At 73.3% G+C, this 25,455-nt stretch carries 25 protein-coding genes; 10 read left to right on the top strand and 15 right to left on the bottom strand.

Annotated features, from left to right (window positions below):
• The first annotated feature begins 2 nt into the window (after window positions 1–2).
• Window positions 3–431: a cytochrome c oxidase subunit 4 gene (locus tag ACN261_RS00665; RefSeq protein WP_421483516.1), complete on the top strand. Its 429-nt coding sequence runs from the start codon at window positions 3–5 to the stop codon at window positions 429–431.
• A gap of 147 nt (window positions 432–578) precedes the next feature.
• Here ACN261_RS00665 and ACN261_RS00660 read toward each other — a convergent pair whose 3' ends face one another.
• The 5 genes from ACN261_RS00660 to ACN261_RS00640 all read right to left on the bottom strand — a co-directional run bounded on the left by ACN261_RS00660 (window position 579) and on the right by ACN261_RS00640 (window position 4,279).
• Window positions 579–989, bottom strand: a complete 411-nt coding sequence (locus ACN261_RS00660; RefSeq protein WP_425847796.1) for a VOC family protein — start codon at window positions 987–989, stop codon at window positions 579–581.
• Between the two features lie 72 nt (window positions 990–1,061).
• A complete protein-coding gene (locus ACN261_RS00655; protein ID WP_421483514.1) occupies window positions 1,062–1,268 on the bottom strand; it encodes a hypothetical protein in 207 nt (68 codons plus the stop codon).
• 255 nt (window positions 1,269–1,523) lie between these two features.
• Window positions 1,524–2,570 (bottom strand): anthranilate phosphoribosyltransferase, encoded by a 1,047-nt coding sequence (gene trpD, locus ACN261_RS00650; protein WP_425847793.1) that lies wholly within the window; start codon window positions 2,568–2,570, stop codon window positions 1,524–1,526.
• An 87-nt stretch (window positions 2,571–2,657) separates the two neighbouring features.
• Window positions 2,658–3,053: a hypothetical protein gene (locus ACN261_RS00645; protein ID WP_088644669.1), complete on the bottom strand. Its 396-nt coding sequence runs from the start codon at window positions 3,051–3,053 to the stop codon at window positions 2,658–2,660.
• A 176-nt stretch (window positions 3,054–3,229) separates the two neighbouring features.
• On the bottom strand, window positions 3,230–4,279 hold the full coding sequence (locus ACN261_RS00640; RefSeq protein ID WP_421483512.1) for a cytochrome c oxidase assembly protein: 1,050 nt from the start codon (window positions 4,277–4,279) through the stop codon (window positions 3,230–3,232).
• Between the two features lie 108 nt (window positions 4,280–4,387).
• On the opposite strand from ACN261_RS00640, the gene ACN261_RS00635 reads away from it, so the two are divergent.
• The 5 genes from ACN261_RS00635 to ACN261_RS00615 all read left to right on the top strand — a co-directional run bounded on the left by ACN261_RS00635 (window position 4,388) and on the right by ACN261_RS00615 (window position 9,527).
• Complete coding sequence (locus ACN261_RS00635) at window positions 4,388–4,987, top strand: aa3-type cytochrome oxidase subunit III (protein WP_088644671.1); 600 nt, start codon at window positions 4,388–4,390, stop codon at window positions 4,985–4,987.
• Between the two features lie 72 nt (window positions 4,988–5,059).
• Window positions 5,060–5,893, top strand: coding sequence for a cytochrome bc1 complex diheme cytochrome c subunit (locus ACN261_RS00630; RefSeq protein WP_088644672.1), 834 nt, complete (start codon window positions 5,060–5,062; stop codon window positions 5,891–5,893).
• A 67-nt stretch (window positions 5,894–5,960) separates the two neighbouring features.
• A complete protein-coding gene (locus ACN261_RS00625; RefSeq protein ID WP_421483511.1) occupies window positions 5,961–7,046 on the top strand; it encodes a cytochrome bc1 complex Rieske iron-sulfur subunit in 1,086 nt (361 codons plus the stop codon).
• Window positions 7,043–8,668 carry a cytochrome bc1 complex cytochrome b subunit gene (locus ACN261_RS00620; protein WP_421483510.1) on the top strand — a complete coding sequence of 542 codons (1,626 nt, stop codon included), beginning with the start codon at window positions 7,043–7,045 and terminating at the stop codon, window positions 8,666–8,668. Before ACN261_RS00625 ends, ACN261_RS00620 begins: the two co-directional genes overlap by 4 nt.
• 181 nt (window positions 8,669–8,849) lie before the next feature.
• The gene (locus tag ACN261_RS00615; protein WP_425847787.1) at window positions 8,850–9,527 is read left to right on the top strand and encodes a DUF4142 domain-containing protein; all 678 of its coding nucleotides are present in this window, start codon (window positions 8,850–8,852) and stop codon (window positions 9,525–9,527) included.
• Window positions 9,528–9,596: 69 nt separating this feature from the next.
• On the opposite strand, the gene ACN261_RS00610 is transcribed toward ACN261_RS00615, so the two are convergent.
• The 6 genes from ACN261_RS00610 to ACN261_RS00585 all read right to left on the bottom strand — a co-directional run bounded on the left by ACN261_RS00610 (window position 9,597) and on the right by ACN261_RS00585 (window position 15,719).
• Window positions 9,597–9,884, bottom strand: coding sequence for an Lrp/AsnC family transcriptional regulator (locus tag ACN261_RS00610; protein ID WP_088644676.1), 288 nt, complete (start codon window positions 9,882–9,884; stop codon window positions 9,597–9,599).
• A 77-nt stretch (window positions 9,885–9,961) separates the two neighbouring features.
• Entirely contained in the window at window positions 9,962–10,576 is a 615-nt protein-coding gene (locus ACN261_RS00605) for a hypothetical protein (protein ID WP_421483508.1), read from the bottom strand.
• Between the two features lie 23 nt (window positions 10,577–10,599).
• Window positions 10,600–11,460: a sugar phosphate nucleotidyltransferase gene (locus ACN261_RS00600; protein ID WP_421483507.1), complete on the bottom strand. Its 861-nt coding sequence runs from the start codon at window positions 11,458–11,460 to the stop codon at window positions 10,600–10,602.
• Window positions 11,457–11,978: an NUDIX hydrolase gene (locus ACN261_RS00595; RefSeq protein WP_421483505.1), complete on the bottom strand. Its 522-nt coding sequence runs from the start codon at window positions 11,976–11,978 to the stop codon at window positions 11,457–11,459. The genes ACN261_RS00600 and ACN261_RS00595 overlap by 4 nt, the downstream gene beginning before the upstream one ends.
• 67 nt (window positions 11,979–12,045) lie before the next feature.
• Window positions 12,046–13,833 carry a RelA/SpoT family protein gene (locus ACN261_RS00590; protein ID WP_425853543.1) on the bottom strand — a complete coding sequence of 596 codons (1,788 nt, stop codon included), beginning with the start codon at window positions 13,831–13,833 and terminating at the stop codon, window positions 12,046–12,048.
• Between the two features lie 128 nt (window positions 13,834–13,961).
• Window positions 13,962–15,719, bottom strand: a complete 1,758-nt coding sequence (locus ACN261_RS00585; RefSeq protein WP_425847783.1) for a DEDD exonuclease domain-containing protein — start codon at window positions 15,717–15,719, stop codon at window positions 13,962–13,964.
• Window positions 15,720–15,846: 127 nt separating this feature from the next.
• Here ACN261_RS00585 and ACN261_RS00580 point away from each other — a divergent pair, with 127 nt between their 5' ends.
• The 4 genes from ACN261_RS00580 to ACN261_RS00565 all read left to right on the top strand — a co-directional run bounded on the left by ACN261_RS00580 (window position 15,847) and on the right by ACN261_RS00565 (window position 20,230).
• Entirely contained in the window at window positions 15,847–17,358 is a 1,512-nt protein-coding gene (locus tag ACN261_RS00580; RefSeq protein ID WP_425847781.1) for an NYN domain-containing protein, read from the top strand.
• A 119-nt stretch (window positions 17,359–17,477) separates the two neighbouring features.
• Window positions 17,478–17,687 carry a hypothetical protein gene (locus tag ACN261_RS00575; protein WP_363651542.1) on the top strand — a complete coding sequence of 70 codons (210 nt, stop codon included), beginning with the start codon at window positions 17,478–17,480 and terminating at the stop codon, window positions 17,685–17,687.
• A 147-nt stretch (window positions 17,688–17,834) separates the two neighbouring features.
• A complete protein-coding gene (locus ACN261_RS00570; RefSeq protein WP_421483502.1) occupies window positions 17,835–19,094 on the top strand; it encodes a M48 family metallopeptidase in 1,260 nt (419 codons plus the stop codon).
• A complete protein-coding gene (locus ACN261_RS00565) occupies window positions 19,091–20,230 on the top strand; it encodes a glycosyltransferase family 4 protein (protein WP_425847778.1) in 1,140 nt (379 codons plus the stop codon). The genes ACN261_RS00570 and ACN261_RS00565 overlap by 4 nt, the downstream gene beginning before the upstream one ends.
• A gap of 84 nt (window positions 20,231–20,314) precedes the next feature.
• Here the strand turns inward: ACN261_RS00565 and ACN261_RS00560 are convergent, their stop codons facing one another.
• The 4 genes from ACN261_RS00560 to ACN261_RS00545 all read right to left on the bottom strand — a co-directional run bounded on the left by ACN261_RS00560 (window position 20,315) and on the right by ACN261_RS00545 (window position 25,450).
• The gene (locus ACN261_RS00560; protein ID WP_421483500.1) at window positions 20,315–22,075 is read right to left on the bottom strand and encodes a putative bifunctional diguanylate cyclase/phosphodiesterase; all 1,761 of its coding nucleotides are present in this window, start codon (window positions 22,073–22,075) and stop codon (window positions 20,315–20,317) included.
• On the bottom strand, window positions 22,068–22,877 hold the full coding sequence (locus ACN261_RS00555; RefSeq protein ID WP_204927823.1) for an SAM-dependent methyltransferase: 810 nt from the start codon (window positions 22,875–22,877) through the stop codon (window positions 22,068–22,070). Before ACN261_RS00555 ends, ACN261_RS00560 begins: the two co-directional genes overlap by 8 nt.
• A 205-nt stretch (window positions 22,878–23,082) precedes the next feature.
• Window positions 23,083–23,751 (bottom strand): response regulator transcription factor, encoded by a 669-nt coding sequence (locus ACN261_RS00550; RefSeq protein ID WP_007072219.1) that lies wholly within the window; start codon window positions 23,749–23,751, stop codon window positions 23,083–23,085.
• A gap of 7 nt (window positions 23,752–23,758) precedes the next feature.
• Window positions 23,759–25,450: a GAF domain-containing sensor histidine kinase gene (locus ACN261_RS00545; RefSeq protein WP_425847774.1), complete on the bottom strand. Its 1,692-nt coding sequence runs from the start codon at window positions 25,448–25,450 to the stop codon at window positions 23,759–23,761.
• Window positions 25,451–25,455 lie beyond the last annotated feature (5 nt).

Raw genomic sequence — 25,455 nt, 5'->3', positions numbered from 1 at the left:
GCATGAAGACCGAGTGGCGAATCTTCCTGATCATCGCCGGGTTCCTGTTCGGCGCGACGGTCCTCTACGGCGCGTGGACGTACGGCGACTCCGGCGGCCAGGTCGAGTGGGTCGGCACGGTGGCCCTGCTGCTGTCCTTCCTGCTCTGCGCGATGTGCGGCGGCTTCTTCTGGTTCGTCTCCCGCCGCATCGACCTGCGCCCGGAGGACCGGCCGGACGGTGAGATCGCCGACGGCGCGGGCGAGATCGGCTTCTTCAGCCCGGGCAGCTACTGGCCGTTCGGGCTGGCGCTGGCCGCCGCGGTCGCCGGTCTCGGCCTGGTGTTCTGGCAGTTCTGGCTGCTCGGCCTGGGCCTGGTGATGGTCATCTTCGCCGCCTGCGGCCTGCTCTTCGAGTACTACTCCGGCACCCGGCGTACCGCCGAGCACTGATCCGACGCCGACGGGCCCGCCTCCTCACCCGGGAGGCGGGCCCGTCGACGTCGGGTGACCGACTCCAGGGGACCGAAGTGGCGGTATCGCCGCGACCTGATACCGCTGTTTCGGCTCAATGGTGTGGATCACGTGGGCCGGGGGGGATCAGGCTGGCTCGGGCCAGACGGGTCCCTGGTCGGTCCAGGTGACACCCCGGTTGCGGCAGAGGCAGAAGGGGTGGCCGACGGGGTCGGTGTAGACCCGCCATCCGTAGCCTTCGGGGCCGACGAAGTCCTGCGCCAGGGTCGCGCCGAGGGTCAGGACGCGGTGCTGTTCGGCCTCGATGTCGTCGACTTCGAAGTCGAGGTGGAACTGCTTGGGGTGCTCGCCGTCGGGCCACCGCGGGGCGCGGTACTCCGCCACCCTGATGAAGGCCAGCTCGATCTCGCCGAACCGGATGCCGGCCCACTCCTCGTCGCTGCCCTGCTTGACCGGGCGACCCGTCACCTCGGCGTAGAAGGCCGCCAGCCGCATCGTGTCCGGGCAGTCGATGATGAAATCCGTGAGTCGGAGCATCAGGTGATCCTGTCATGCCGCTCAGCAGACCGGACTCCGCGACCGGACCCCCCGGGCGGCGTCCCGCAGGGGTCAGGCCGCGTGACGGCCGGCTGACGGGCGGCGGCGACGGTCGGCCAGGCGGGTGGGCTGGAAGGCGAAGGTGGCGATCAGCACCGCCGCGCCGCAGCCGGTGCAGAGCAGCTCGGGGCAGTCGGCACCGTGGCCGTCGGCGCACGGTGGCACCTCGAACGGCTGAACGCCCTCGCAGGTGTCGCAGTAGAGCTCGCGGTCCGACACGGGCGTCTCCTCTCGCTCCGGAACCCGCCGATGGACATCGCCGCCATCGTCGGAAACGGAAGAACTACTCCCGTGTAGTTTCCCACGCCCCTCCGACACTTCCCCGCCAGCCCAGGCCCGGCACGCCAGCCCAGCCAGCCCGCGCCCGGCAGCCCGCCCCCGCCCCCGGGTCCGGCGCCGCCCGGCAGCCCGCCCCCGGGTCCGGCACCGCCCGGCCCGGGGGAGCGGGTCGGGCGGTGCCGGCGGAACGGCGGGTCAGAGGGAGCGGGCGACGTCGACCCAGCGGTCCAGGACGGCCGCCGCCGCCCCCGAGTCGACGGACTCGGCGGCCCGGGCCATGCCGGCGCGGACCGCCTCGGTGAGGTCACCGTCCAGCGGGGTCTGGGTGGCCAGCGCGACGGCCGCGTTGACCAGGACCGCGTCGCGGACCGGACCGGCCTCGCCGGCCAGCAGTCGCCGGGCCACGGCGGCGTTGTGCGCCGCGTCGCCGCCCCGCAGGTCGGCCAGGGTGGACCGGGGTACCCCGAGGTCGGCCGCGTCCAGCAGCGCTTCCCGTACGGTGCCGTGCTGGGCCACCCAGACCCGGGTCGGCGCGGCGGTGGTGAACTCGTCCAGGCCGTCCTCGCCGCGCATCACGATCACCGAGTCGCCCCGGCGGGCGAACACCTCGGCCATCACCGGGGCCATCCGGGCATCGAAGCAGCCGACCGCCCCGGCGTGCGGCCGGGCCGGGTTGGTCAGCGGGCCGAGGAAGTTGAACGCGGTCGGCACGCCGATCTCCCGGCGGACCGGGCCGGCGTGGCGCATCCCGGGGTGGAACCGGGCGGCGAAGCAGAAGCCGATCCCCGCCTCGGCCACGCACCGGGTCACCTGCTCCGGGCCGAGGTCCAGCGGCACACCGAAGAACTCCAGCAGGTCGGCGGTGCCGCACAGCGACGAGGCGGCCCGGTTGCCGTGCTTGACCACCCGGACGCCGGCGCCGGCCACCACCAGCGCGGTCATCGTCGAGATGTTGACCGTGTGGGCGAGGTCACCGCCGGTGCCCACCACGTCGACCGAGGTGCGCCGCAGCTCCTCCGGCAGGGTCACCGGCACCGCGTTGCCGAGCATCGCCTCGACCAGGCCGGCCAGTTCGGCGGGCGTCTCGCCCTTGGCCCGCAGCGCGATCGCGAACCCGGCGATCTGCGCCGGTACGGCGGCACCCGCCATGATCTCGTTCATCGCCCAGGCGGTGTCGGCGGTGGACAGCTCGTCGCCGCGCAGCAGCGCGTTGAGCAGGTGCGGCCAGGTCCGATCGCCCATGGTGGGCCTCCCGAGGCGGGCGTGGGGTGCGGGTGGACGGGTGCGCCCGTCACCCCGGGCGCCTGGGCGCCGCCGAGTGTCTGCGACTCAGGCGGCGGCGTGCGTACGCAGCAGCTCGGCGACCGTGGTGCCGGTGGTCACCGGGTCGAGCGGGTGCATCAGCACGCCGTCGACCTGCGCGTACGAGGCGAGCCATCGGTCGGCGGCCCGGGCGATGACCACGCACGTCGGCGGGGCGTCGTCCCGGTCGTCCTTGATCTGGCGGGCGATGCCGAGGCCGCCGCCGGGGCTGGCCTCGCCGTCGAGCAGCATCAGATCGATCTCGTAGTCGTCGACCAGCCGGACGCAGCCGGCGTAGTCGGACGCCTCGACGAACTCGATCTGGATGCCCGGCGCGGGACGGGTGCCGACGGCCAGCCGCATCCGGTCCCGGACCTGCTGGTCGTCGCTGTAGAGCAGGACGGTGCAAAGACGCTCGCTCATGCCGGCACTCCGCTTCGCTCCGTGCCGTGATGAGGCACCGTCGCACTGAGCCTGACTCGCTCGCTGCGCTCACTCATGGGCTGTACTCCTCGTTGCTGCCCGTTGATCGTACCGGGCGGTGTGGCGTACCCGACATCCCGCCTGCCGGCCCCCGGCGGACCGGGTGTCGCGGCAGCTCAGGACGGGGTTCCGGGGGCCGCGGCGGGGGTGGCAGGCGGACCTGCGGGGGCGGTGGTCGCGGCGTCGGACGTGGCGGTGGCCACGGCGGGGACTGCGGCGGCCCCGGCGGCACGGTCGCGGGCCTCCTGCCGGTCCAGCTCGCGGTCGACCCGGCGGGCCTCCCGCTCGGACTGCTTGATCCACTGCACCACCAGCACCGCGATCATCGTCACGCTGACGAACTCGCCGCCGGCCCACAGGATGCCGCCGGCGACCACCTGGTCGTTCCACGGGTCGGACCAGGCCAGGTTGAGCGAGGGGTACCAGTCGCCGCCGAACAGCGTGGTGCTCTGCATGATGGTGAGCCCGAGCACGGTGTGGAACGGCACCGACAGCAGCATCAGCAGCGCCCGCGCCGGGTACGGCCAGCGGCCGGGCAGCGGGTCGAGCCCGAGCAGCGGCCAGAAGAACACGCAGCCGGTCATGATGAAGTGCGCGTGCACGAGCTCGTGCGCCCAGGCGTGTTCGAGGGTGTAGCGGTACAGGTCGGTGAAGTAGAGCGCGAACGGGTTGACCACGAAGATGGCGAACGCCACCAGCGGGAAGCCGTAGATCCGGGCGATCCGGCTGTGCACGACCGCCAGCAGCCGCTTGCGCGGGCCGACCGGCAGGGTGCGCAGCGCCAGGGTGACCGGCGCGCCCAGGGCCAGGAAGATCGGGGAGATCATCGACAGCACCATGTGCTGCACCATGTGCACCGAGAGCAGGGCGGTGTCGTAGGCGTGCAGGCCGCTGACCGTGACCGCGGCGATGCCGCCCAGGCCCGGCCCGAGGAAGCAGACGGTACGGATCACCGGCCAGCGGTCCCCGCGCAGCCGCAGCCGGTGGACCCCGTAGAGGTAGAGGCCGGCGGCGAGGACCAGGCCCAGGGCGAGCCAGCTGTCCAGCCGGGTCTCGGTGAAGACCCGGGTGATGTCGAACGGCGGCGGTACCTCGACGCCGCCGGCCGCCAGGCCGGTGGGCGGGGCCCCCGAGGTGGCGGTGAAGATCGAATCGACGTGCAGCACGCTTTTCAGGCTAGGCCAGGCGAACCGGACCGCCACGATCGGGCCATCCCCGCCCCGGGTTTGGCACCCCGCTGATCGCCCGCCCCGGTCAAGGGCAATAATGACCGCGTGACTGCGGCCCCAGCCATTGACAAGAGCCGGATCCACTCTCTGACGCGGCCCAACATGGTCAGCGTCGGGACGATCGTGTGGCTCTCCAGCGAACTCATGTTCTTCGCGGCGCTGTTCGCGATGTACTTCTCGATCCGCGCGGCGGCGCCGGAGCAGTGGGAGAAGCACACCGAGGTCCTCAACATCCCCTATGCGACCACCTTCACGGTGATCCTGGTGCTGTCCTCGGTGACCTGCCAGCTCGGTGTGTTCGCGGCCGAGAAGGGTGACGTCCACGCCCTGCGGCGCTGGTTCACGATCACCTTCGTGATGGGCCTGATCTTCGTGCTCGGCCAGGCGAACGAGTACCTGACCCTGGTGCACGAGGGCGTGAAGATCAACGAAGACGGTTACGGGTCGATGTTCTACCTGACCACCGGCTTCCACGGCCTGCACGTGACCGGCGGTCTCATCGCCTTCATCATCTTCATGATCCGCACCACCATGGGCCGGTTCACCCCGGCCCAGGCCACGTCGGCGATCGTCGTGTCGTACTACTGGCACTTCGTCGACGTCGTGTGGATCGGGCTGTACGGCATGATCTACTGGCTTCAGTGATCTTGGCGTGTCAGGTTCCGCGCCGCTGCTCCGTCCCCTGAGACAAGGTCCAACCGGTTAAGGACACAGGTCATGACTTCTGACAACGACCGCCGACGCGGTCTGCTCGCGCGCCTGCGCGGGCGGCCCGCGGCGCGCAGCAGGGGCCGCCGCCGGCTGGGCGCGGCGTTCCGGCTGATCGCCGCGTTGACGCTGGCCGGCGGCGCCTACACCGTCTTCGCCCCCGGCGTGCAGGCGCAGGAAAACCCGCCGCTCACCGGCGCCGCGGCCGAGGGCAGGGCGCTGTTCGACGTGAGCTGCGTGACCTGCCACGGCCGCAACGCCCAGGGTGTCGAGGGTCGTGGCCCGAGCCTGATCGGGGTGGGCTCCGCGTCGGTCGAGTTCCAGGTCGGCAGCGGTCGGATGCCGATGGCCCGGCAGGAGGCGCAGGCCATGCGCAAGCCGCCGGTCTTCACCGACGAGCAGGTGCGCCAGCTCGGCCAGTACATCCAGGAGCTCGGTGGGGGCCCGCAGGTCCCGCAGGGCAACCTCCGCGAGGGTGCCAACCTCGCCACCGGTGGCGAGCTGTTCCGGATCAACTGCTCGCAGTGCCACGCCTTCGGCGGTGGCGGCGGCGCGCTCTCCTCCGGCAAGTACGCCCCGAGCCTGAACCCGGCCAGCGACGCGCAGATCTACGCCGCGATGCTCAGTGGCCCGCAGAACATGCCGGTGTTCGGCGACAACCAGATCACCCCGGAGCAGAAGGCGGACATCATCGCCTACATCCAGGAGACCCTGAAGGCCGACCAGGACCAGGGCGGCTTCAACCTCGGCCGGTACGGCCCGTCCACCGAGGGCCTGGCGATCTTCCTGGTGGGCATCGTCGCGCTGGTCTTCGCGAGCCTGTGGATTGCGGGCAAGTCGTGACCGGGCGGATCGTCAACACCATTGCCGTGGTGCCGTGCGCCGGCACCGCCCGTAGCGAGGTGACGGCATGAGCACCACGACCGAGCAGCACGCCCCGCAGGACCGGGAGCCGCTCGACGTCCACGACCCCCGGCTCTCCCGGTTCGACATCGTCACCGAGGGTGCCCGCCGCGACGACATCGAGATCGTCCACTACGAGGAGCAGGTCGTCCCGGGCAGCAAGGCCGAGCGCCGGCTGACCCGTACGGTCGCGGCGATGTTCCTGCTCACCGGCCTGGCCGCCACCGCGTTCCTGGTCGTCTACATCTGGTGGCCCTGGGAGTACGAGCCGGGTCGCGGCGGCGACAAGTGGTACACCCCGCTGCTGGGCCTCACCCTGGGCATCGCCCTGCTCGGCATCGGCTTCGGCATCCTCACCTGGGGCAAGAAGCTGCTGCCCAAGGAGGTCTCGATCCAGGACCGGCACGACGGTCCCGGTTCGGCGGAGGACCGGAAGATCACCGGCGAGACCATGCTCTACCTCGCCGACGAGATGGGGGTGCGGCGTCGTCCGCTGCTCGGCGTCTCGCTGGTCGCCGGCCTGCTGCCGGTCGGCGCGGTCGCCGCGGCCCCGCTGGTCGGCGGGCTGATCTCCAACCCGCACAAGAACAACCAGATGTTCACCACCGGCTTCGCCCCGCAGGACGGGAAGAAGGTCCGGCTGGTCCGCGAGGACGGCCGGCCGATCCGCCCGGCCGACGTCAGCGCCGGCGGCCAGCTCACCGTGTTCCCGGGCATCGAGCACGGGGTGAGCAACAAGCACGCCGACTCGCCGACCCTGCTGATCCACCTGCGGGAGACCGACGCGGAGAAGTCCCGGCAGGCCAACTCGCGGGTCGGTCACGGTGACTACATGTGGGGCAACTACGCGGCGTACTCCAAGATCTGCACGCACGCCGGCTGCCCGGCGAGCCTGTACGAGCAGCAGACCAACCGGCTGCTCTGCCCGTGTCACCAGAGCCAGTTCCTGATCACCGACAACGCCCGGCCGGTCTTCGGCCCGGCGAGCCGGCGGCTGCCCCAGCTGCCGATCGAGGTGGACGAGGACGGCTTCTTCGTGGCGAAGTCCGACTACACCGAAACCGTCGGCCCCGACTTCTGGGAGCGGCCATGAAGCGCCGAAAGTTTGACGTAGCAGCGGTGCCGGGCAAGGCCGCCGGGGGAGTGGACGACCGCTTCCAGGTCGCCACCCCGCTGCGCAAGCTGCTCAACAAGGTCTTCCCGGACCACTGGTCGTTCCTGCTCGGCGAGATCGCGCTCTTCTCGTTCGTCGTGCTGCTGCTCACCGGGGTCTTCCTGACCTTCTTCTACGAGCCGGCGATGACCGAGGTGGTCTACAACGGCAGCTACGCCCCGCTGCGGGGCACCCCGATGTCCGCCGCGTACGCCTCCAGCCTGGACATCTCGTTCGATGTCCGGGGTGGCCTGATCATGCGGCAGATGCACCACTGGTCCGCGCTGCTGTTCATGGCCGCGATCGTGGTGCACATGATGCGGGTCTTCTTCACCGGCGCGTTCCGCAAGCCGCGGGAGACCAACTGGATCATCGGCTCGCTGCTGTTCTGGGTCGGCTTCCTGGCCGGCTTCACCGGCTACTCGCTGCCGGACGACGGCCTGTCCGGCACCGGTCTGCGGATCGCCTCCGGCATCATGCTGTCGATCCCGGTGATCGGCTCCTGGGTCACCTCGTCGGTCTTCGGCGGCGAGTTCCCCGGCGAGATCATCATCAGCCGGTTCTTCATCGCCCACGTGCTGCTGATCCCGGGCCTGCTGGTCGCGCTGATCAGCGCCCACCTGGGCCTGGTGTTCAAGCAGAAGCACACCCAGTGGCCCGGCCCCGGCCGGACCAACGACAACGTGGTCGGCGAGCGGATGTTCCCGCGCTACGCGCTCAAGCAGGGCGGCTTCTTCATGGTCGTCTTCGGCGTGATCGCGCTGATGGGCGGCCTGTTCCAGATCAACCCGATCTGGTACTTCGGCCCGTACGAGGCGTGGGTGGTCTCGGCGGCCAGCCAGCCCGACTGGTACGTCATGTTCCTCGACGGCTCGACCCGCCTGATGCCCGCCTGGGAGATCAACATCCCGATCGGCAACGGGTACGTCATCCCGCCGCTGTTCTGGCCGACGGTCGTGCTGCCGGGCATCCTGGTCGGTCTCTCCACGCTCTACCCGTTCGTGGAGGCCCGGCAGCTCAAGGACTACCGGCACCACAACCTGCTGCAGCGTCCCCGGGACGTCCCGGCCCGCACCGCGGTGGGCGCGATGGCCGTCGCCTTCTACATCGTGCTGACCCTCTCCGGCGCCAACGACGTGATCGCCGACAAGTTCCACATCAGCCTGAACGCGATGACCTGGGCGGGCCGGATCGGGCTGCTGTTCATCCCGCCGCTGGCCTACTACGTCACCTACCGGATCTGCCTGGGTCTGCAGCAGCACGACCGGGAGGTGCTGGCCCACGGCGTGGAGACCGGCATCATCAGGCGGCTGCCCGACGGCCGGTTCGAGGAGGTCCACCAGCCGCTCAGCGCCGGTGACGGCCACGGGCACGGCGAACTGGACTACGTCGGCTGGGTGGTGCCGAAGAAGATGAACCGGCTCGGGGCGCTCGGCCCGGCGATCCGGGGCTTCTTCTACCCGATCGAGAAGCCGGTCGAGGCGCCGGTCTCGCCGGGGCACCCGCCGGTGGAACCCCGCCCCGAGCGGGAGGAGATCGGCAGCGGGGATTCCCGCCGCTGACCTGCCCGTACCACTGCGCCGAAGCGCCCGCCGGAGTCCTCCGGCGGGCGCTTCGTCCGTTCCGGCGGCCGTCCGCCGGGCGGCCGGTGGGCGGCGTGACCGGCCCCCAACGGGTGGAAAGCACAGGAATAACCCGCGCCAGCCGGGTATCCGTGCGGTCCAACGAAAACGGGGAGGGAACATGTTGGGTATCAAACGCCTGGGACTGCTGGCCACGCTGGCGGTGGTCGGCCTGGCCCCCGCGGCTGCCGCGCAGGCCGCCGCGCAGCCGTCGGCGCAGGACACCCAGTACCTGCAGGCGGTGCACCAGGTCAACCTGGCGGAGATCGTCACCGGGAACCTGGCCCAGAAGAAGGGGCAGAACGAGCAGGTCAAGCAGTTGGGACAGCAGTTCGTCACCGATCACACCCAGCTCGACCAGACGGTGAAGAGCACCGCCCAGCAGCTGAACGTGACCCTGCCGAACGCGCCGACGGCCGACCAGCAGAAGGTGATCGACAAGCTCAACGGTCTCAACGGCGCCGCGTTCGACAAGGCGTGGGTGACCGCTGAGCTGGCCGGTCACGTGCAGGCCATCCAGGCCACCCAGACCGAGATCTCGCAGGGCTCCGAGCAGTCGGTGGTCCAGCTCGCGCAGGACGCGCTGCCGGTGTTGCAGGCGCACTACGACGCGCTGGTCGCCCTGGCCCAGGAGTTGGGCATCCCGGTCCCGCAGACCAGCGCCAGCGGTACCGCGAGCCCGGGTGGCAACGGTACGCCGGCTCCGGGTGGCACGACCGAGTCCCCGGCCCCGGGCGGCACCACGGAGTCGCCGGAACCGGGTGGTACCACCGAGACGCCGGCTCCGGGTAACAGCTGACGTCCCGTACCACCTGACGGTGGCCGGTCCCCGACGGGGCCGGCCACCGTCGCCTGTCCGGCGCGGCGGTCAGTCGGCGCTGGCCAGGCCGATCGCGAACGCCTCCTCCAGGTCGTGCTGCGAGTAGGCGCGGAAGGCGATGTGCGACTCGGTGTTGAGCACGCCGGGGACCTTGGAGATGCTGCCGGCGATGACCTTGGCGATCTGCTCGAACTCCCGGACCCGGACGATGGCGATCAGGTCGACGTGCCCGGCCACCGAGTAGACCTCGCTGACCCCGGGCAGGTTGGCCAGGTTCTCGGCCACCTCGGGGATCGAGTCGGTGGCGCAGTCGATCAGGACGATCGCGGTGATCACTGACGATTCTCCGTTCGTCGTGCCGGGCGCGACGCCGGCCTGGCGTCGCTGACCATGCTAGTGCCGCACGACGCGGGTCAGAGCAGCATGGTGCGCGGGTCGGCGGCCATGGCGCGCAGCCAGGCGGCCGCCTCCGGGGCCCCCGGGCAGCGGGCGGTGTCCAGCGCGGCGGCCAGGGCGTACATCTCGGGCGGCGGGATGAGCAGGCTCTCCTTGCTGCGCAGCCCCAGCTTGACCGTGCCGGTGTCGGTGGTGACGGTGAGCACCGGGGTGCGGGTGACCGCGCCGGTGGCGACCACCGAGCCGTCGCTGGCGACGCCGGTGTGCGCGACGGCCGTGGCCTGCAACGTCACCGACCGGGCGGCCCGCAGGTCGACGCTCTTCGTGGTGAGCCTGACGACGGTGAGCCGGGAGCCCTCCAACCAGGCGTTCGTCCGCACGATGCTCGTGACCAGCAGACCGACGAAGACGATGACCAGCCCGGCCGACAGGAGCGCGACGAGTGCCGGCACCGCCCCGCTGCCCGAGGTGCCCGCACCGACCGACGCGTTCAGGACGGTCCCGAGGATGGCACCGACACAGCCGCAGGTCACCGTGAGCAGGACACCCAGCACCACCAACGAGACGACCCGACCGGTACGGCTCGACCGGTAGCCGATCGACAGGGGGATCCGGGGCACGGAGGGCTGCATGCCGGTGATTCTGACACCGACGATCAACGTCCGCCCGGTACGGCCGCCACGGTGAGCCCGTCCGCGGCCCGGATCACGTCGCGGAGCCGTTCGTGGCGGCCGACCGTCGCGCCGGGCCAGACCACCACGCGCTCCACGTCGCCGCGGACCACCGCGCCCGCGCCGACCACCGCGTGCCGGGCCCGACCGGTGACGGTGGCGTCCGGGGCGACCACAACGTCGTCCCCGGCGGCGTGCAGGTTGGCCGCCAGGTAGTCGGTGGGCGTGCCGGTGTCGAAGAACGTGCCCGGGTACGGCACCACGGTCAGCTCGCCGGCCGCCTCCGCCGGCCGCCACACCGTGCGGACCAGGTCACCGAAGCTCGCCGGCAGCTCCCGCACCCGATGCCAGGGCAGCAGCGAGAAGCCGGTGAAGACGTGCCCGTCGAAGGTGCCGGGGGCGCGCGGGTCGGGTGCCGGCCGACCCAGCAGGCGTACGGACCGGAAGTCCCACCCGGCCAGCAGCGCCGCGACGTCCGGACCGGGAGCGGCGCCGGGATCGGCCAGGTACGCGTCGGCGTTGCCGACCAGCACCCCCCGCCCGGCGATCCAGTCCCGCAGGTTGCCCAGGCCGCCGGCCGTGCCCAACGGCTCACCCGGCTCCACCGACAGGTGCGCCCGGTCGCCGACGTGCGTCACCACCTGGTCGGCCAGGTAACAGGCGTTCACCGCCACCCGCTCCGGCCCGGTCAGGCCCAGCCCGGCCAGCCGGTGCAGGGCCCGGTCCAGCAGCGGCACGTTGCCGACCGGGCAGAGCGCCTTGGGCACCCGGGCGGTCAGCGGGCGCAGCCGGGTGCCCTCGCCGGCGGCGAGCACCACCGCGCACAGGCCGTCCGGGGCGGTCACGTCGTCGGCTGGCCGGCCTGCGGCCCGATGCCGTAGTGGCCGAGCAGGTTGGCGGTGGCCCGGCTCAGCCGGGGCAGGTCGTCCAGCGGGTGCCAGGCCGCCTCGAAGACCTCCGCGCCGTCCACGGCCAGCTCCGTCGTGGCGGCGGGCACCTCCGCCTCGAAGACCATGTCCACCCAGCCCCGGGTGTGCACCACCGCGTTCGGCACGGCCGGGCGGAGCTGTTCCGGGGCGAGCCGGACGCCGGACTCCTCGTACAGTTCGCGGGCCGCGCCGACGACCGGGGCCTCCCCGCGCTGGAGCAGGCCGGCAGGCAGCGTCCAACTGTGTCCGGGGGGCTGGCGCAGCAGCAGGAGCCGGCCGGCCCCGTCGGCCCCGCTGTCCCGGACCAGGGTCACCGCGCCGACGACGTACTTCGGCCCGGCGAGCCGGACCAGGCGACGACGCACCGAGACCGGCAGCCGGTAGAAGACCTTGTACGCGACGGCCCGGCCGGTGGCGCGGGAACGGAGGATCATGGTCTCCAGGCTAGGCCGTCGGTGCGCTGTCGTGGGGTGCGGGGCGACCGGTCACCCGGCCAGGGCCTCACTGTCGATGGTCGACCAGGTCGATGAGCTGGCGGACCACGGTGTCCGGTTCGACGGCCCGGTCGAAGACCGCGACCAGCAGGGTCTCCAGGTCGGGATAGCCGAGTTCCTCCGACAGCCGCAGCAGCGGCAGGTCGCTGGCCAGGCCCCGGTCGTGCTTGCGCAGCGCCAGGCCGATGGTGGCCCGCCCGAGGCGGACCTTGTCGGCGATGGAGATGCCGGGCTCGGTGTGCTCGGTGAACCAGCGGCTGATCTGCATCTGCGCGTGCGGCGACTTGACGAAGTCGAGCCACTCGCGGCGGGGCCCACGGGGGGCGACGTCCGCCTCGAAGCCGCTCTCCGCGTCGCTCTCGGTGTAGATCTCCACCACGTCGCCCTCGTCCAGTTCGGACGCCAGCGGCGCGAGCCGGCCGTTGATCCGTGCCGCGAGACAGTGGTCGCCCCGCTCGGTGCCCAGCTCGTAGGCGAGGTCGACCGGGGTGGCCCCGGCCGGGAGCACCACCTGCCGGCCGTCGGCGACCACCTGGATCTGCGCCTCGGCGAGGTCGCACCGCAGCGACTGGAGGAACTGGGCCGGGTCGGGGGCCTCCTGCTCCCAGTCGAGCACCCGGCGCAGCCAGGAGAGCTGGTCGGTATTGCTGGACCCGGTGGCGGCCCGGGGGAACCGGAAGTCGGCGGCCACCCCGTACTCGGCGCAGCGGTGCATCTCCCGGGTGCGGATCAGCACCTCGACCGTGCGTTCCTGCGGGCCGCAGACGCTGGTGTGCAGGGAACGGTAGAGGTTGTTCTTGGGGGAGGCGATGAAGTCCTTGAACCGGCCGGGGACCGGCCGCCAACGGCCGTGCACCGCGCCGAGGGCGGCGTAACAGTCGGTGGCCGGGCCGTCCACCACGATCACGATCCGGGGCAGGTCGTACGGCACGGCGTGCCCGCCGGCCACGGTGTCCTTCCAGATCGAGTAGAGGTGTCGGGGGCGGACGCTCACCTCGGCGTCGACCCGGCTGCGGCGCAGCGCCACCCTGGCCTGGGCCACCACGTCGTCGAGGTAGGCGTCCCAGCCGGGCCGGTCGTGCACGTGCCGGGCCAGCCGGGCGTGCTCGTCGGGCTCCAGGTGCAGCAGCACCACGTCGTCCAGGTCGCGCTTGAGGGTCTGGATGCCGAGCCGGTCGCAGAGCGGGACCAGCACCTCCTGGGTCTTGCGGGCGATCCGCTCCCGGGAGGCGGCCGAGCGGACCCCGAGGGTACGCATGTTGTGCAGCCGGTCGGCCAGCTTGATGATCAGCACCCGGACGTCCTTGCCGGCCGCGATGATCATCTTGCGGATCGTCTCCGCCTCGGCGGCCTTGCCGTAGAACGCCTTGTCGAACTTCGTCACCCCGTCGACCAGGTGCGCCACCTCGGGCCCGAAGTCCTCGCTGAGCGCCTGGAGGGTGTAGCGGGTGTCCTCCACCGTGTCGTGCAGCAGCGCCGCGACCAGGGTGGTGGTGTCCATCCCGAGGTCGGCGCAGATCTGGGCCACCGCCAGCGGGTGGGTGATGTACGGCTCGCCGCTCTTGCGGAACTGACCGCGGTGCATGTTCTCGGCGATCGTGTACGCCCGGCGCAGCACCGAGGCGTCCGCGCTCGAATGGATGCCGCGGTGGGTGCGGACGAGCTGGGTCACCGGGTCGGCGTCGTTGGCCGGCCAGCTCAACAGGGACCGGAGCCGCCGGGTCAGGGGCAACTCACCCGGCTGGGCCGGGAGCGCACCCCCCAGGGCGGCGCCGTGTCCGGCGTCGACGTCCACGAGGGACACCTCCTCACCCCGGCTCCACGGTCACCGTCGCCGGCAACCGGAAGCAGGCCCACGAAACGGGCAGGACTGCACTCCCTTAACAGACTAAGCGAGGCGGGGTCGTCCGATCGGACACTTGCTCATGAGCGTTCGGTCGAGAGTTGGTGGGACCCGCCGTCCTCGGCCTTCGCCAGCAGGTCACGGAACCGTCCCGCGCCGGCCACCGGGGACGACCAACCGGAGGTCATCTCCACCAGCCGGGTCTCCGGTCGTTCCAACCAGGACAGGATGCGTTCGGTCTCCTCGGCGGTGGCCCGGGGCACCGGCCCGTGCCCGCCCGGCTCCACCGTCTCGGCGGTGGCTCGGATCGCGGTGATCGTCGGTCGGGGGTGGACGCCCGGCGGGGACACCCCGGCCCCGGCGAGCCGCCCGTACCGGACCAGCGCCAGCTCCCAGCCGCCCCCGGCGGCGGGCCGGGCGGCGGCCAGCTCGGCGATCCGGGTCAGACCGGCCAGCCGCTGCATCCGGACGGTGGCCCGCAGCACCGCCGCCAGCCGGGAGCGCACCACCGCCGCCTCCTCGTAGCGTTGCGCGGCCGCCAACGCCTCGATCCGGGCCAGCAGGGCGTCCACCACCACCTGCGGGTCGCTGGTGGTGGCGGTGCGGAACGGGGCGACCGCGCGGTCGTCGTACTCCTGCGGGGTGATCCGGTGCTCGCAGGGCGCCGGGCAGCGGCCCAGCTCGGCCAGCGCGCAGGCCGGCGTGACCGTGCGCAGCGACAACCGGTGGGTGCACTGGCGCAGCGGCACCGCGTCGTGGAACCCGGCGGCGGCCAGCTCGGCGGCCCGGGTGGAACGGAACGGGCCGAGGTAGGCGGTGTCACCGGGGGCCAGGCCGCGCACCACCGACAACCGGGGGTACGGCCCGCCGGTGAGCTTGAGCCACACCATCCGTTCCGGATACTTCGACCGCCTGTTGTACGGCGGCGCGTGCGCGGCGATCAACCGCAGCTCCCGGACCTCCGCCTCCAGCGGGTGGGCGCATTCCACCGCCTCCACCCGCTCGGCGGCGGCCAGCATCTCCGACATCCGGGCCCGCTTCTCGGCGGCGGTGAAGTAGCTGCGGACCCGGGTGGCGATGTCGCCGGAGGTGCCCACGTAGAGCGGCCGGTCGTCGGCGGCCCGGAAGATGTAGACCCCGGGCCCCCGGGGCAGCCCGTCGGCGAGGTGCCGCTTGCGCCGCTGGGTGGGGCTGACCGCGCGGGCGAACTCGATCGCCTCGCCCACGGTGTCGACCCGGTGCCCGCCGAGCCGGGCGATCAGGCCGTGCAGCACGTCCACCGTGGCCTTGGCGTCGTCGAGCGCCCGGTGGGTGGGCTGGGTGGTGGTGCGGAAGTAGGCGGCCAGGGTGCCCAGCTTGCGGTTGGGCACCTCGTCGCGGGTGAGCACCCGCCGGGCCAGCGCCGCCGTGTCCAGCACCCGGGGGTTGGGCCAGCGGTAGCCGTGCTTCGCGCAGGCGGCCTTGAGGAAACCCACGTCGTAGGGCGCGTTGTGGGCCACCAGCACGGCGTCGGCGACGAACTCCAGGAAGCTCGGCAGCACCTGCTCGATCGGCGGGGCGGGCAGCAGCATGGCCTGGGTGATGCCGGTCAGCACGGTGATGAACGGCGGGACCGGCACCCCCGGGTTGACCAGGGTGGCGAGCACCCCCAGCTCCTCGCCGCCGCGCACCTTCACCGCGCCGATCTCGGTGATGCCCCCGCCGTCGGGTGAGCCGCCGGTGGTCTCCAGGTCGACCACCACGAACGTCGTCGCGTACAGCGGCAGGGCCGGATCGACACCGCCGGCCGACCGGTCCAGACCGGCCAGGGTCTGCTGGACGTACTCCCCAGGTGCCACGGGCGGCAGGCTAACCGTTCGGTCCGACACTCCCGTCACCGCAGCCCCAGGGGCCCCTGGCGGCGTAGGATGAGAGATCGGCTCACTCATCCGGCGGTGGGCCCGGTCGCGGTGGGAGACTTGCCCCATGCCCCTCACCGACCCGCACGACGACCACCTCCCGCTGGGGGGGTCGTCCACCGCCGCGCCCGGGGCCGGCGGGGACCCGGGTGCGGGGGCGCCCGAGCCCGGGGCCACCCTGCCCGAGCCGGAGTCCGAGCCCGGCCTGCCCGAGCCCATCCCTCCCACGCCCGACGGATCCGACGCCGGTGAGCCGGTGGACGGGCCGCCGGAGCCGGAGCCCGTCCTGCCCGAGCCGGTCCGGCAGCGGATCGTGGCGCTCACCGCGGCGGTCCTGCCCGGCCTGCCCGCCGACGAGGTGCCGGTGCCGCTGCGCCGGGTGGCGAAGTTCGCCCCCAACCGGCGGGCCCGGCTGGGTGGTTCGGTGATCGCCGCCCAGCTCACCGCCGACCCGCTGTTCCGGCAGCGGGTCACCGCCCGGGTGCTGACCGACGCCGGTGACCTCGGCGCGGCCGTGGTCGAGGGCACCGCGCCGGCCGCCGCCGACCCGGTCGAGGTGGCCGCCCTGGCCTACCTGGTCCGCCCGAAGGGCTGGCGGGAGCTGATCGACGCCAGCGGCGCGGCGGTCCGTGCCGAGGTGGACAGCGCGGTCGTCGCCGAGCTGGTCCGCGAGGCCGAGCAGCGGGCCACCCGGGCCGAGCACGACCGGGCGGTGGCCCGGGTCGAGGCGGACAAGCTCCGCGACGAGCTGGCCCGCGTCCGCGAGGAACTCGGCCAGCTCCGGGAGGAGAACCGCCAGCTCCAGCGCGGCCTGCGGGAGACCCAGGCCCGGGAACGCCGGGCCACCGAGCTGCTCGCCACCGAGCGTGGCCGGGCCGCCCGCGCCGCCGCCGACAGCGACGCCGAGCTGCGTCGGGCGCGGGCCCGGCTGGCCGAGGCCGAGGCGGCGGCCGGCGTGGCCAAGGCCAGCGCCAAGGAGGCCCGTTCGGTCGACGACGCCCGGCTGTGGCTGCTGCTGGAGACGATCGGTCAGGCCGCCGTGGGGTTGCGCCGCGAACTGGCCCTGGACCCGGTGGACAAGCTCCCCGCCGACTTCGTGGCCGACGCCTTCACCGATGCCCCGGCCGCCGCCCAGGGCGGGCCGGCCGCCCGCGCCCGGGACACCGACGACCCGGCCCGGCTGGACCAGCTCCTCGCCCTGCCGAGGGCGCACCTGGTGGTGGACGGCTACAACGTCACCAAGCGCGGATTCGGTGAGATGTCCCTGGAACAGCAGCGCAAGCGGTTGATCACCGGGCTGGGTGGGATCGCCGCGCAGACCGGCGACGAGGTGACCGTGGTCTTCGACGGGGCGGAACGGATGCACGGCCTGCCGCCCGCCCCGCGCGGGGTGCGGGTGCTCTTCTCCCGCAAGGGCGAGACCGCCGACGAGCTGATCCGCCGGCTGGTCCGGGCCGAGCCGCCCGGCCGCCCGGTGGTGGTGGTCTCCTCCGACCGGGAGGTCGCCGACGGGGTGCGCCGGCACGGGGCGTACCCGCTGGGGGCAGACTCGCTGCTGCGCCGGCTGGCCCGCTCCTGACGTGTTGATCACCGGTTGTCCGGTTGTGTCGTACCCGATGGTTAGTGTCCGACCTGACCGACGGTGCTCGGGTGGTGACGAGGGTTTCCGCCCGACGCCGCACTGCGTCAGGAGGCACGATGCTCATCGACTGCGACGGCTGCCGGGTCCGGGGCGCGGGCTGCGCCGGCTGCCTGGTGACGGCCCTGCTCGACACCGACTCCCCGGCGGCCGGCCTGGGTGCCGCCGAGCACCGGGCGATCGAGGTGCTCACCCGCTCCGGGTTCGAGGTGGAGGTGCTGGCCCACGAGACCCGCCCGGCCCGGTCGACCCGCCGCCGGGTCGCCTGACCCCCGCCCCGCTCCGGCGGGGGCCCGGGGTGGACACCACGGCGGAGCCGCGTCGGCGGGCCATAGGATGGGCGCTCACGGCGGGAGGAGCGGCGGCATGACACGGGTACGACGCCACGCCCGCGGACCCGTACCCGGGGTGCCCCGGTGAGCCCGCGCGGCTGGGCGGTGCTCACCCTGGCGGCGCTGGTGCTGGCCCTGGTCGTCCTCGGTGCCCTGCTGGTCCCGTGGAGCCGGCCCCCGGCCCCCCGCGCCGACCAGCTCGCCGCCCTGCGTGACCTGCCCGCCGACCAGGTGGCCCGGGGGCGCGCGTTGCAGGCGGCCCTGCGTCCCGGCCGCTACACCGGGCTCGCCGTCGGCCTGCTGGTGGCCCTGCTGCTCGGGCTGACCCCGCTCGGGGCGAGGCTGGTCGAGCTGGCCGGCCGGCCGTTCGGCGACCACTGGATCGCCCGCGCGGTGCTCGGCGGGATCGCCGTGGTGCTCGTCGCCGACCTGCTCACCCTCCCGTTCGCCGCCTGGCGGCAGTCGGTGCTGACCCGGTACGGGCTCGCCACCCAGGGCTGGGGCGGCTGGACGGTCGACCTGCTCAAGTCGTACGCGCTCAGCGCGGTGCTCGCCGCGACCGTGCTGCTCGGCTTCTACACCGTCACCCGGCTCGCCCCGCGCTGGTGGTGGGCGTTCGGGGCGGCCGGCGCGGCCGGGCTGGTGGTGCTGCTGTCCTTCGTGCTGCCGGTGCTGGTGGAGCCGGTGTTCAACCGGTTCACCCCGATGGAGCAGGGGCCGCTGCGCACCGAACTGACCGCCCTGGCGGCGCGGGACGGCGTACCGGTGCGGGACGTGCTGGTCGCCGACGCCTCCCGCCGCACCCGGGCGGTCAACGCGTACGTCTCCGGTCTGGGGCCGACCCGGCGGGTGGTGGTCTACGACACCCTGCTGCGCGAGGCCACCCCGGCCGAGGTGACCAGCGTGGTGGCGCACGAGCTGGGCCACGCCAGGGACCGTGACGTCTGGACCGGCACGCTGACCGGTGCGCTCGGGGCCGCCGCCGCGGTCGTCGCGCTCTACCTGGTCGGCTCCTGGGCGCCGCTGCTGCGCCGGGCCGGCGTCGACTCGATCGCCGAGCCCCGGGCGTTCGCGCTGCTGATCGCCCTGGTGACGGTCGCCGGGCTGGTCGCCGGCCCGGTGCAGGCGCTGGTGTCACGCCGGATCGAGGCGCGGGCCGACGCGCACGCCCTGGCGCTCACCGGTGACCCGGCCACCTTCGAGGCGATGCAACGGCGGCTCGCCGGGGTCAACCTGGCCGATCCCGACCCGCCCCGGGCGGAGTACCTCTGGTTCGCCTCGCACCCGTCCACGGTGGAGCGGATGGCCGCCGCCCGCGCGTACGCCCGGGAGGCCGGCCGGTGACCCGGACCCTGTTGATCACCAACGACTTCCCGCCCCGCCCCGGCGGCATCCAGTCGTTCGTGCACCACCTGGCGGTCCGCCAGCCGCCCGGCTCGGTGGTGGTCTACGCCTCCAGTTGGCGCGACACCGCCGGGTTCGACGCCGCGCAGCCCTTCCCGGTGGTGCGGGACGCGACCCGGGTGCTGTTGCCCACCCCGCGGGTCGCCCGCCGGGCCGCCCGGCTGGCCCGGGAGCACGGCTGCGACACGGTGTGGTTCGGTGCCGCCGCGCCCCTGGGCCTGCTCGCCGGCGGACTGCGCCGGAAGGCCGGCATCCGCCGCGCGGTGGCGCTGACCCACGGTCACGAGGCCGGCTGGGCGACCCTGCCGGGGGCCCGCGCCGCGCTGCGCCGGATCGGCCGGGACACCGACGTGGTCACCTACCTCGGCGACTACACCCGCATACGGCTGGAGCGCGCCCTGCGCGGCGTCACCGAGCTGCACCGGCTCGCCCCCGGGGTCGACGTGGACACCTACCACCCCGGGGTGGACGGCGCGCCGGTGCGGGCCCGGCTCGGGCTGGCCGACCGGCCGGTGGTGGTCTGCGTCTCCCGGCTGGTCGCGCGCAAGGGCCAGGACATGCTGATCCGGGCCCTGCCGGCGATCCGCCGCCGGGTGCCCGACGCGGCGCTGCTGGTGGTCGGGGGCGGGCCCTACCGGGCGACCCTGGAGAAGCTGGCCCGGTCCACCGGCGTGGAACGTGACGTGGTGTTCACCGGCTCGGTGCCGTGGGAGGCGCTGCCCGCCCACTACGCGGCCGGTGACGTCTACGCGATGCCCTGCCGTACCCGCAACCGGGGGCTTGACGTCGAAGGGCTCGGCATCGTCTACCTGGAGGCGTCGGCGACCGGGCTGCCGGTGGTGGCCGGTGACTCCGGCGGCGCACCGGACGCGGTCCGCGAGGGCGAGACCGGGTACGTCGTCCCGGGGCGTGACGTCGCCGTGCTCGCCGACCGGGTGGCCACCCTGCTCGCCGACCGGGACCTCGCCCGGCAGCTCGGCGCGGCAGGGCGGGCCTGGGTGGAGAAGGAGTGGCGCTGGGAGACCCAGGCCCGCCGCCTGACGGACCTGCTCACCGGCACCGCCGCCCCCGGCTGAACCGCCGACCGACCCTCCGGCCGACCCGCCCACCGGTCGGTCCGGCGCGGAACAGGGCGGCGGGGTGGGCCGCAGGCGGGTGGGTCAGCGGATCTGTTCGAGGATGCGGGCGGCGGGGGCGGGCTTGCCGAAATGCCAGCCCTGACCGGTGTCGCAGCCGATGGAGCGCAGCAGGTCGGCCTGGTCGGCGGTCTCCACCCCCTCGGCGGTGACCGTCAGGTCCAGCGCGTGGGCCAGCGACACCAGCGAGGCCAGGATCTGCTCGTCGTTGCGGCTGGCCGGGTCGACCTGCGGGCTGCGCAACCTGGTCACGAACTCGCCGGCCACCTTCAGCTCGGTGACCGGCAGGTCCCGCAGGTAGACCAGGTTGCTGTAGCCGGTGCCGAAGTCGTCGATGGCGATCCGGACACCCAGGTCGTTGAGCATCCGCAGGGCCCGGACCGGGTCCTCCCCGCCGGTGCTCATCATGGTGCTCTCGGTGATCTCCAACTGGAGCCGCTGCGGCGGCAGGCCGGTCTGCGCCAACAGCCCGCGCACCTCCTGCACCAGGCCGGGGCGGTGGACCTGCCGGACGGCGAGGTTGACGCTGACGAACGGGGCCGGCCCGCCGCCGGCCGCCCAGCTCTCCGCCTCCCGGCACGCCTCGGCGAGCACCCAACCACCGAGCCGGACGATCAGCCCGGTCTCCTCGGCCAGCCCGATGAAGCTGTCCGGACCCAGCACCCCCAGCTCGGGGTGCCGCCAACGGACCAGCGCCTCCACCCCGACCACGGTGCCGTCCCGCAGCGACGTCAGCGGCTGGTAGTCCAGGAAGAACTCGCCCCGGTCCAGGGCGGCGGGGATGGCCGCCGACAGGGCGTACCGGGCCAGCTCGGTGCGGTGCCGGGCCGGGTCGAACAGCGCCCAGCGGGCGCCGCCGGCCGCCTTGGCCCAGTGCAGGGTGCTGTCGGCGGCCCGCATCAACTCGCCCGGGGTGGTGCCGGCCACCGGTCGTTCCACGATGCCGGCGCTGGCGGTGACGGTCAGCTCGTGCCCCTCGACCAGGGCCGGCTCGGCGACCGCGGCGAGCGCCGCCTCCGCCACCTTCACCACGTCGTCGGTGCCGTCGGTGCGCTCGACGAGGACGACGAACTCGTCGCCGCCGAGGCGGGCCACCAGGTGCTCGCCGAGGGCCCGGCTCAGCCGCTGCGCCACCTGCACCAGCAGGGCGTCGCCTAGCTGGTGACCGAGGGAGTCGTTGACCACCTTGAACCGGTCGAGGTCGAGGAAACACACCCCCACCCGGGCCGAACCCCGCCCCGGGGCGGTGAGGGCGGTGGCGAGCCGTTCGGTGAACAGGGTGCGGTTGGGCAGGTCGGTGAGCGGGTCGTGGGTCGCCTGGTGACGGAAGCGGGACTCACTGTCGCGCAGCGCCCGTTCGGCCTGGGCGCGGGCCACCATCGCCGCCCGCCGGATGGACTCCTGCTCGTCGAGGGTCCGGTCGCGCAGCGCGCGGGCGTACCCGGTGGTGATGGTGGCGAGCAACCGGGCCAGCCGGTCGGAGATGTCGTCGCCGACCAGGCCGAGGTCGCGCAGCAGGCGGAGCTGGACGACCTCCACGGTCCGCCCCAGCCCCTCCGCCGAGGCGATGTGCGCGGCCACCAGCTCCGCGCCCACCTGGTGACCGACCCGCGGGTCGAACGGTTCGGCCCGCAGCGCGGCCGCCAGTCGTACGGTGAGCCGTTGCAGCAGCTCCTCCAACTGGGCCTGGGTCATCGGCAGGTAGCTGGTGCCGGAGACCGCCTTGGCCCAGGCACGGGCGAACGTACCCGGGCAGGACGCCCGGGGGCCCGTCGGCTCACCCATCGAGACGCCCGACGCCGCCGAGGAAGACGGCCTGCTCGGCGTTCTCGGCGCTCTCCGGCGTCTCGGGCCGCCACTGCGGCACCCAGACCACCCCGGGGTCGACGATCGTGAAGCCGTCGAAGAACGCGGTCAGCTCGGCCCGGCTGCGGATGCACAGCGGGTTGTCGGTACGCCGGTAGACCCGTTCCGCCTCGGTCCGCTCGGCCCCGCCCCGGGTGTCGTCGCTGGCCTGGGAGAGGACCAGGTAACTGCCCGGGGCGAGCGCCGCGCGCAACGTCCGCAGGATGTCCTCGGGATGGTCTGCGTGCGGGATGAAGTGCAGCACCGCCACGATCATCACGGCCACCGGCTGGGAGAAGTCGATCAGCCGGGTCACCTCGGGGTGCGCCAGGATCGCCTCGGGCCGGCGCAGGTCCTCCTGCACGACGGCGGCGGCGGGGTTGCCGGCGAGGATCTCCTGGCTGTGCGCGACGGCGACCGGGTCGACGTCGACGTAGACCACCCGGGCGCGCGGGTCGGCCCGCTGGGCGATCTCGTGCACGTTGCCGACGGTGGGGATGCCGGAACCGATGTCGAGGAACTGGCGGATGCCGGAGTCGACCAGGTGCTGCACCACCCGGCGCAGGAAGGCACGGTTGGCCTGGGCCATCAGCGGCGCGTCGGGAACCGCCTCCACCATCGCGCGGGCGGCGACCCGGTCGGCGGCGAAGTTGTGCGAGCCGCCGAGGTAGTAGTCGTACATGCGGGCGACGCTGGGGCGTTCGATGTCGATGTCGTCGGGTGCCCAGTTCGGTCGCTGCATCCCCAACCCCTTTGTCGAGTACCACCGCAAACATGGTCGACCGTGCGGTTCACCCGGGTATTCTGCCTGCCCACCGCCCAGGTGCAAAGACCGCGATCAGTGCGCGACCGGTCGCTCACCGGGCGCAGTCGAACCGGTGGCGTGCCGACGGCAGGCCCGGGTCCGGGTGGACCCGGGCCTGCCGGCCCGGCGGGGTGGCCCCGCCTCAGAACTTCGGGGCGTCCGGCGCCTCGAGCAGACCCAGCCGCAGGGCGGTCATCAGCGCCTGCGCCCGGTTGGCCGCGCCCAGCTTCTCGTAGAGCTTCGAGATGTGGGTCTTGGCGGTGGACTCGCTGACGAACAGCTGCTTGGCGATGCCGGCCACGCTCATGCCGTCGGCGAGCAGCCGCAGCACCTGACCCTCGCGGGGGGAGAGCTGCGGGCCGGACGGAGCCAGCCGGCGCTTCATCGCCTCGGCCAGGTCGGCGGCGGTGAACGCGCTGGGCGAGGAGGCGGCGTGCCGGGCGGCCGCCACCACCTCGTCGGCCGGGGCGGTCTTGGGCACGAAGGCGCTCGCCCCCGCCTCCAACGCGCCGAAGAGCTGGTCGTCACCGGCGTACATGGTGAGCACCACGATGCCCATCGACGCGCTGGACTTGCGCAGCGCCCGGGTGGCCTCCAGGCCGCTGCCGTCGGGAAGCCGCAGATCCATGATCACGACGTCCGGTTGCAGCGCGCCGGCCTGGCGCACGCCCTCCGCCGCCGTGGCGGCCTCGCCGACGACCTCGAACTGACGGTCCCGCTCGAAGGCGTGCCGCAGCCCCTTGCGGATCAGATCGTGATCGTCGACAAGGAGGACCTTGGTACGGGTGGCCGGTGTCGGGCTTGTGGTCATCCTCGAATTACTCCACTTCTGCTGCTGCGCTGCCACGCACGTTATCGCGCCGGGGCGACGAACCCACCACCACCGCCACGGTCGTACCACTGGGTTGCCGGGGACTGATCTCCAACCGGCCCCGGATACGTTCCGCCCTCTCCGCCATGATCGCAAGGCCGTAGTGACCGTCGGTGCGCTGGTCACCGATGCCGTGACCGTCATCCGACACTTCAATTTGCGCGTACGGGGGGTCCACCTCGCAGGTGACCCAGAGATTCGACGCCCCGGCGTGCTTGCGGGCGTTGGTCACCGCCTCCTGGGCGATGCGCAGCAACTCGGCCTCGGTGGCGGCCGGCAGCCGGGCGGTCGACTCGTCGAGCGACAGGTGCACCCGCAGGCCCCCCGACGCGCCGACGGTGCGGGCGTACTCGGCGATCGCCGCCGCCAGACCGCCGTGCCGGTCGACCTCGCTGCGCAGCTCGAACAGGCTCAGCCGCAGCTCGGTGATCACCCGGGTCACCTCACCGCGCAGGGTGCGCAGCGCCTCGGCGGTCTCCTTCGGGTCCTCGTCGACGTAGGCCAGCGCGTTGTCGATGCCGTAGCCGACCATCACCAGCTCCTGTGCCACCCCGTCGTGGATCTCCCGGGCCAGCCGCTGCCGCTCCTCGTTGGTGGCCAGCGACCGCACCTCGTCGAAGAGCAGCGCCGCCTCCAGGCGCAGCGCCGCCGGGCCGGTCAGCGCGGTCACCCGGGACACCACCGGCGGCGGGTAGGCGTGCGCCGCGTCCGCCTCCAGCACCACCAGGCCGACCGTACGGACCCCGGCGACCAGCGGCACGATCAGCGCCGAGACGTCCCCGCCGGTGTGCGAGCGGGCCTGCGACCGGGCCGAGGTCTGCGGCTGCTGACTGGCCCAGGCGTCGGCGATCGCCGAGTCGGCGTCCAACGTCGTCTCCCAGTCGACCCGGTCGACGCCGACCTGGGCGAGGACCACGAGCCGCCCGCCGCCGCTGGCCGACAGCACCGCGCCCCGGTTGCCGGGGGCGACGGTACGCAGCTCCTCCAGCAGGTGTTCGGAGATGCCGCCCGGGTCGAGGGTGGCCCCGGGCAGCTGCCGGGCGACCGTACGCAGCTGGGTCAGCAGCCGGGTCGCCTCGGCGTAGGGCTGGGGCTTGCCGTCGGCCCGGACCCGCATCACCTGGTGCAGCGTGCCGGCGGCGTAGAGGCCGAGCCCGGCGAGGATCAGCCACTGCGCGCAGACCGCCAGGTAACCGGCCTGGCCGAGCTGCCGCCCACCGTCGACCACGGTGAAGGCGCCCGCCACCAGCAGGGTGGCCGCGGTGACCCCGAGCAGCACCGCGCCCTCGCGGAACTGCCGGCGCAGCGCGGTGACGGTCACCGGCACCGCCAGGTAGGGCAGCACCGCCGAGGCGCCCAGCCCGCCGACCGACGAGCCGAGGGCGGAGGAGACGGCGACCTGGCTGGCGGCCAGCCCGATCACCACCGCCTCGGCGAGCCGGCTCAGCGGGCCGATCAGCCGGTGCTCGGGGGCGAGCAGGGCGGGCGCTCCGGCGACCGCCAGCAGGGCGATCCACCAGAGCTGGGCGGGATCGCGGGTGGCGACCAGGGTCAGTACGCCGACCAGCGCGAGCATCACCGCTCGCGCGGCGGCGGCGACGGGACGCGTCTGGGGGCGGGCGGCTGTGGAGGCGGGCACGTGAC

The organism is Micromonospora sp. WMMD723 (genome assembly GCF_049863385.1).
Classification (GTDB): Bacteria; Actinomycetota; Actinomycetes; order Mycobacteriales; family Micromonosporaceae; genus Micromonospora; species Micromonospora wenchangensis.
This window is presented reverse-complemented; position numbering and strand designations above follow the sequence as displayed.

Excerpts from the sequence above, each read along its gene's own strand:
- ACN261_RS00665 (WP_421483516.1), top strand. The coding sequence starts at position 3 with ATGAAGACCGAGTGGCGAATCTTCCTGATCATCGCCGGGTTCCTGTTC.
- ACN261_RS00660 (WP_425847796.1), bottom strand. The coding sequence starts at position 989 with ATGCTCCGACTCACGGATTTCATCATCGACTGCCCGGACACGATGCGG.
- trpD (WP_425847793.1), bottom strand. The coding sequence starts at position 2,570 with ATGGGCGATCGGACCTGGCCGCACCTGCTCAACGCGCTGCTGCGCGGC.
- ACN261_RS00645 (WP_088644669.1), bottom strand. The coding sequence starts at position 3,053 with ATGAGCGAGCGTCTTTGCACCGTCCTGCTCTACAGCGACGACCAGCAG.
- ACN261_RS00630 (WP_088644672.1), top strand. The coding sequence starts at position 5,060 with ATGACTTCTGACAACGACCGCCGACGCGGTCTGCTCGCGCGCCTGCGC.
- ACN261_RS00625 (WP_421483511.1), top strand. The coding sequence starts at position 5,961 with ATGAGCACCACGACCGAGCAGCACGCCCCGCAGGACCGGGAGCCGCTC.
- ACN261_RS00620 (WP_421483510.1), top strand. The coding sequence starts at position 7,043 with ATGAAGCGCCGAAAGTTTGACGTAGCAGCGGTGCCGGGCAAGGCCGCC.
- ACN261_RS00615 (WP_425847787.1), top strand. The coding sequence starts at position 8,850 with ATGTTGGGTATCAAACGCCTGGGACTGCTGGCCACGCTGGCGGTGGTC.
- ACN261_RS00605 (WP_421483508.1), bottom strand. The coding sequence starts at position 10,576 with ATGCAGCCCTCCGTGCCCCGGATCCCCCTGTCGATCGGCTACCGGTCG.
- ACN261_RS00595 (WP_421483505.1), bottom strand. The coding sequence starts at position 11,978 with ATGATCCTCCGTTCCCGCGCCACCGGCCGGGCCGTCGCGTACAAGGTC.
- ACN261_RS00580 (WP_425847781.1), top strand. The coding sequence starts at position 15,847 with ATGCCCCTCACCGACCCGCACGACGACCACCTCCCGCTGGGGGGGTCG.
- ACN261_RS00575 (WP_363651542.1), top strand. The coding sequence starts at position 17,478 with ATGCTCATCGACTGCGACGGCTGCCGGGTCCGGGGCGCGGGCTGCGCC.
- ACN261_RS00560 (WP_421483500.1), bottom strand. The coding sequence starts at position 22,075 with ATGGGTGAGCCGACGGGCCCCCGGGCGTCCTGCCCGGGTACGTTCGCC.
- ACN261_RS00555 (WP_204927823.1), bottom strand. The coding sequence starts at position 22,877 with ATGCAGCGACCGAACTGGGCACCCGACGACATCGACATCGAACGCCCC.
- ACN261_RS00550 (WP_007072219.1), bottom strand. The coding sequence starts at position 23,751 with ATGACCACAAGCCCGACACCGGCCACCCGTACCAAGGTCCTCCTTGTC.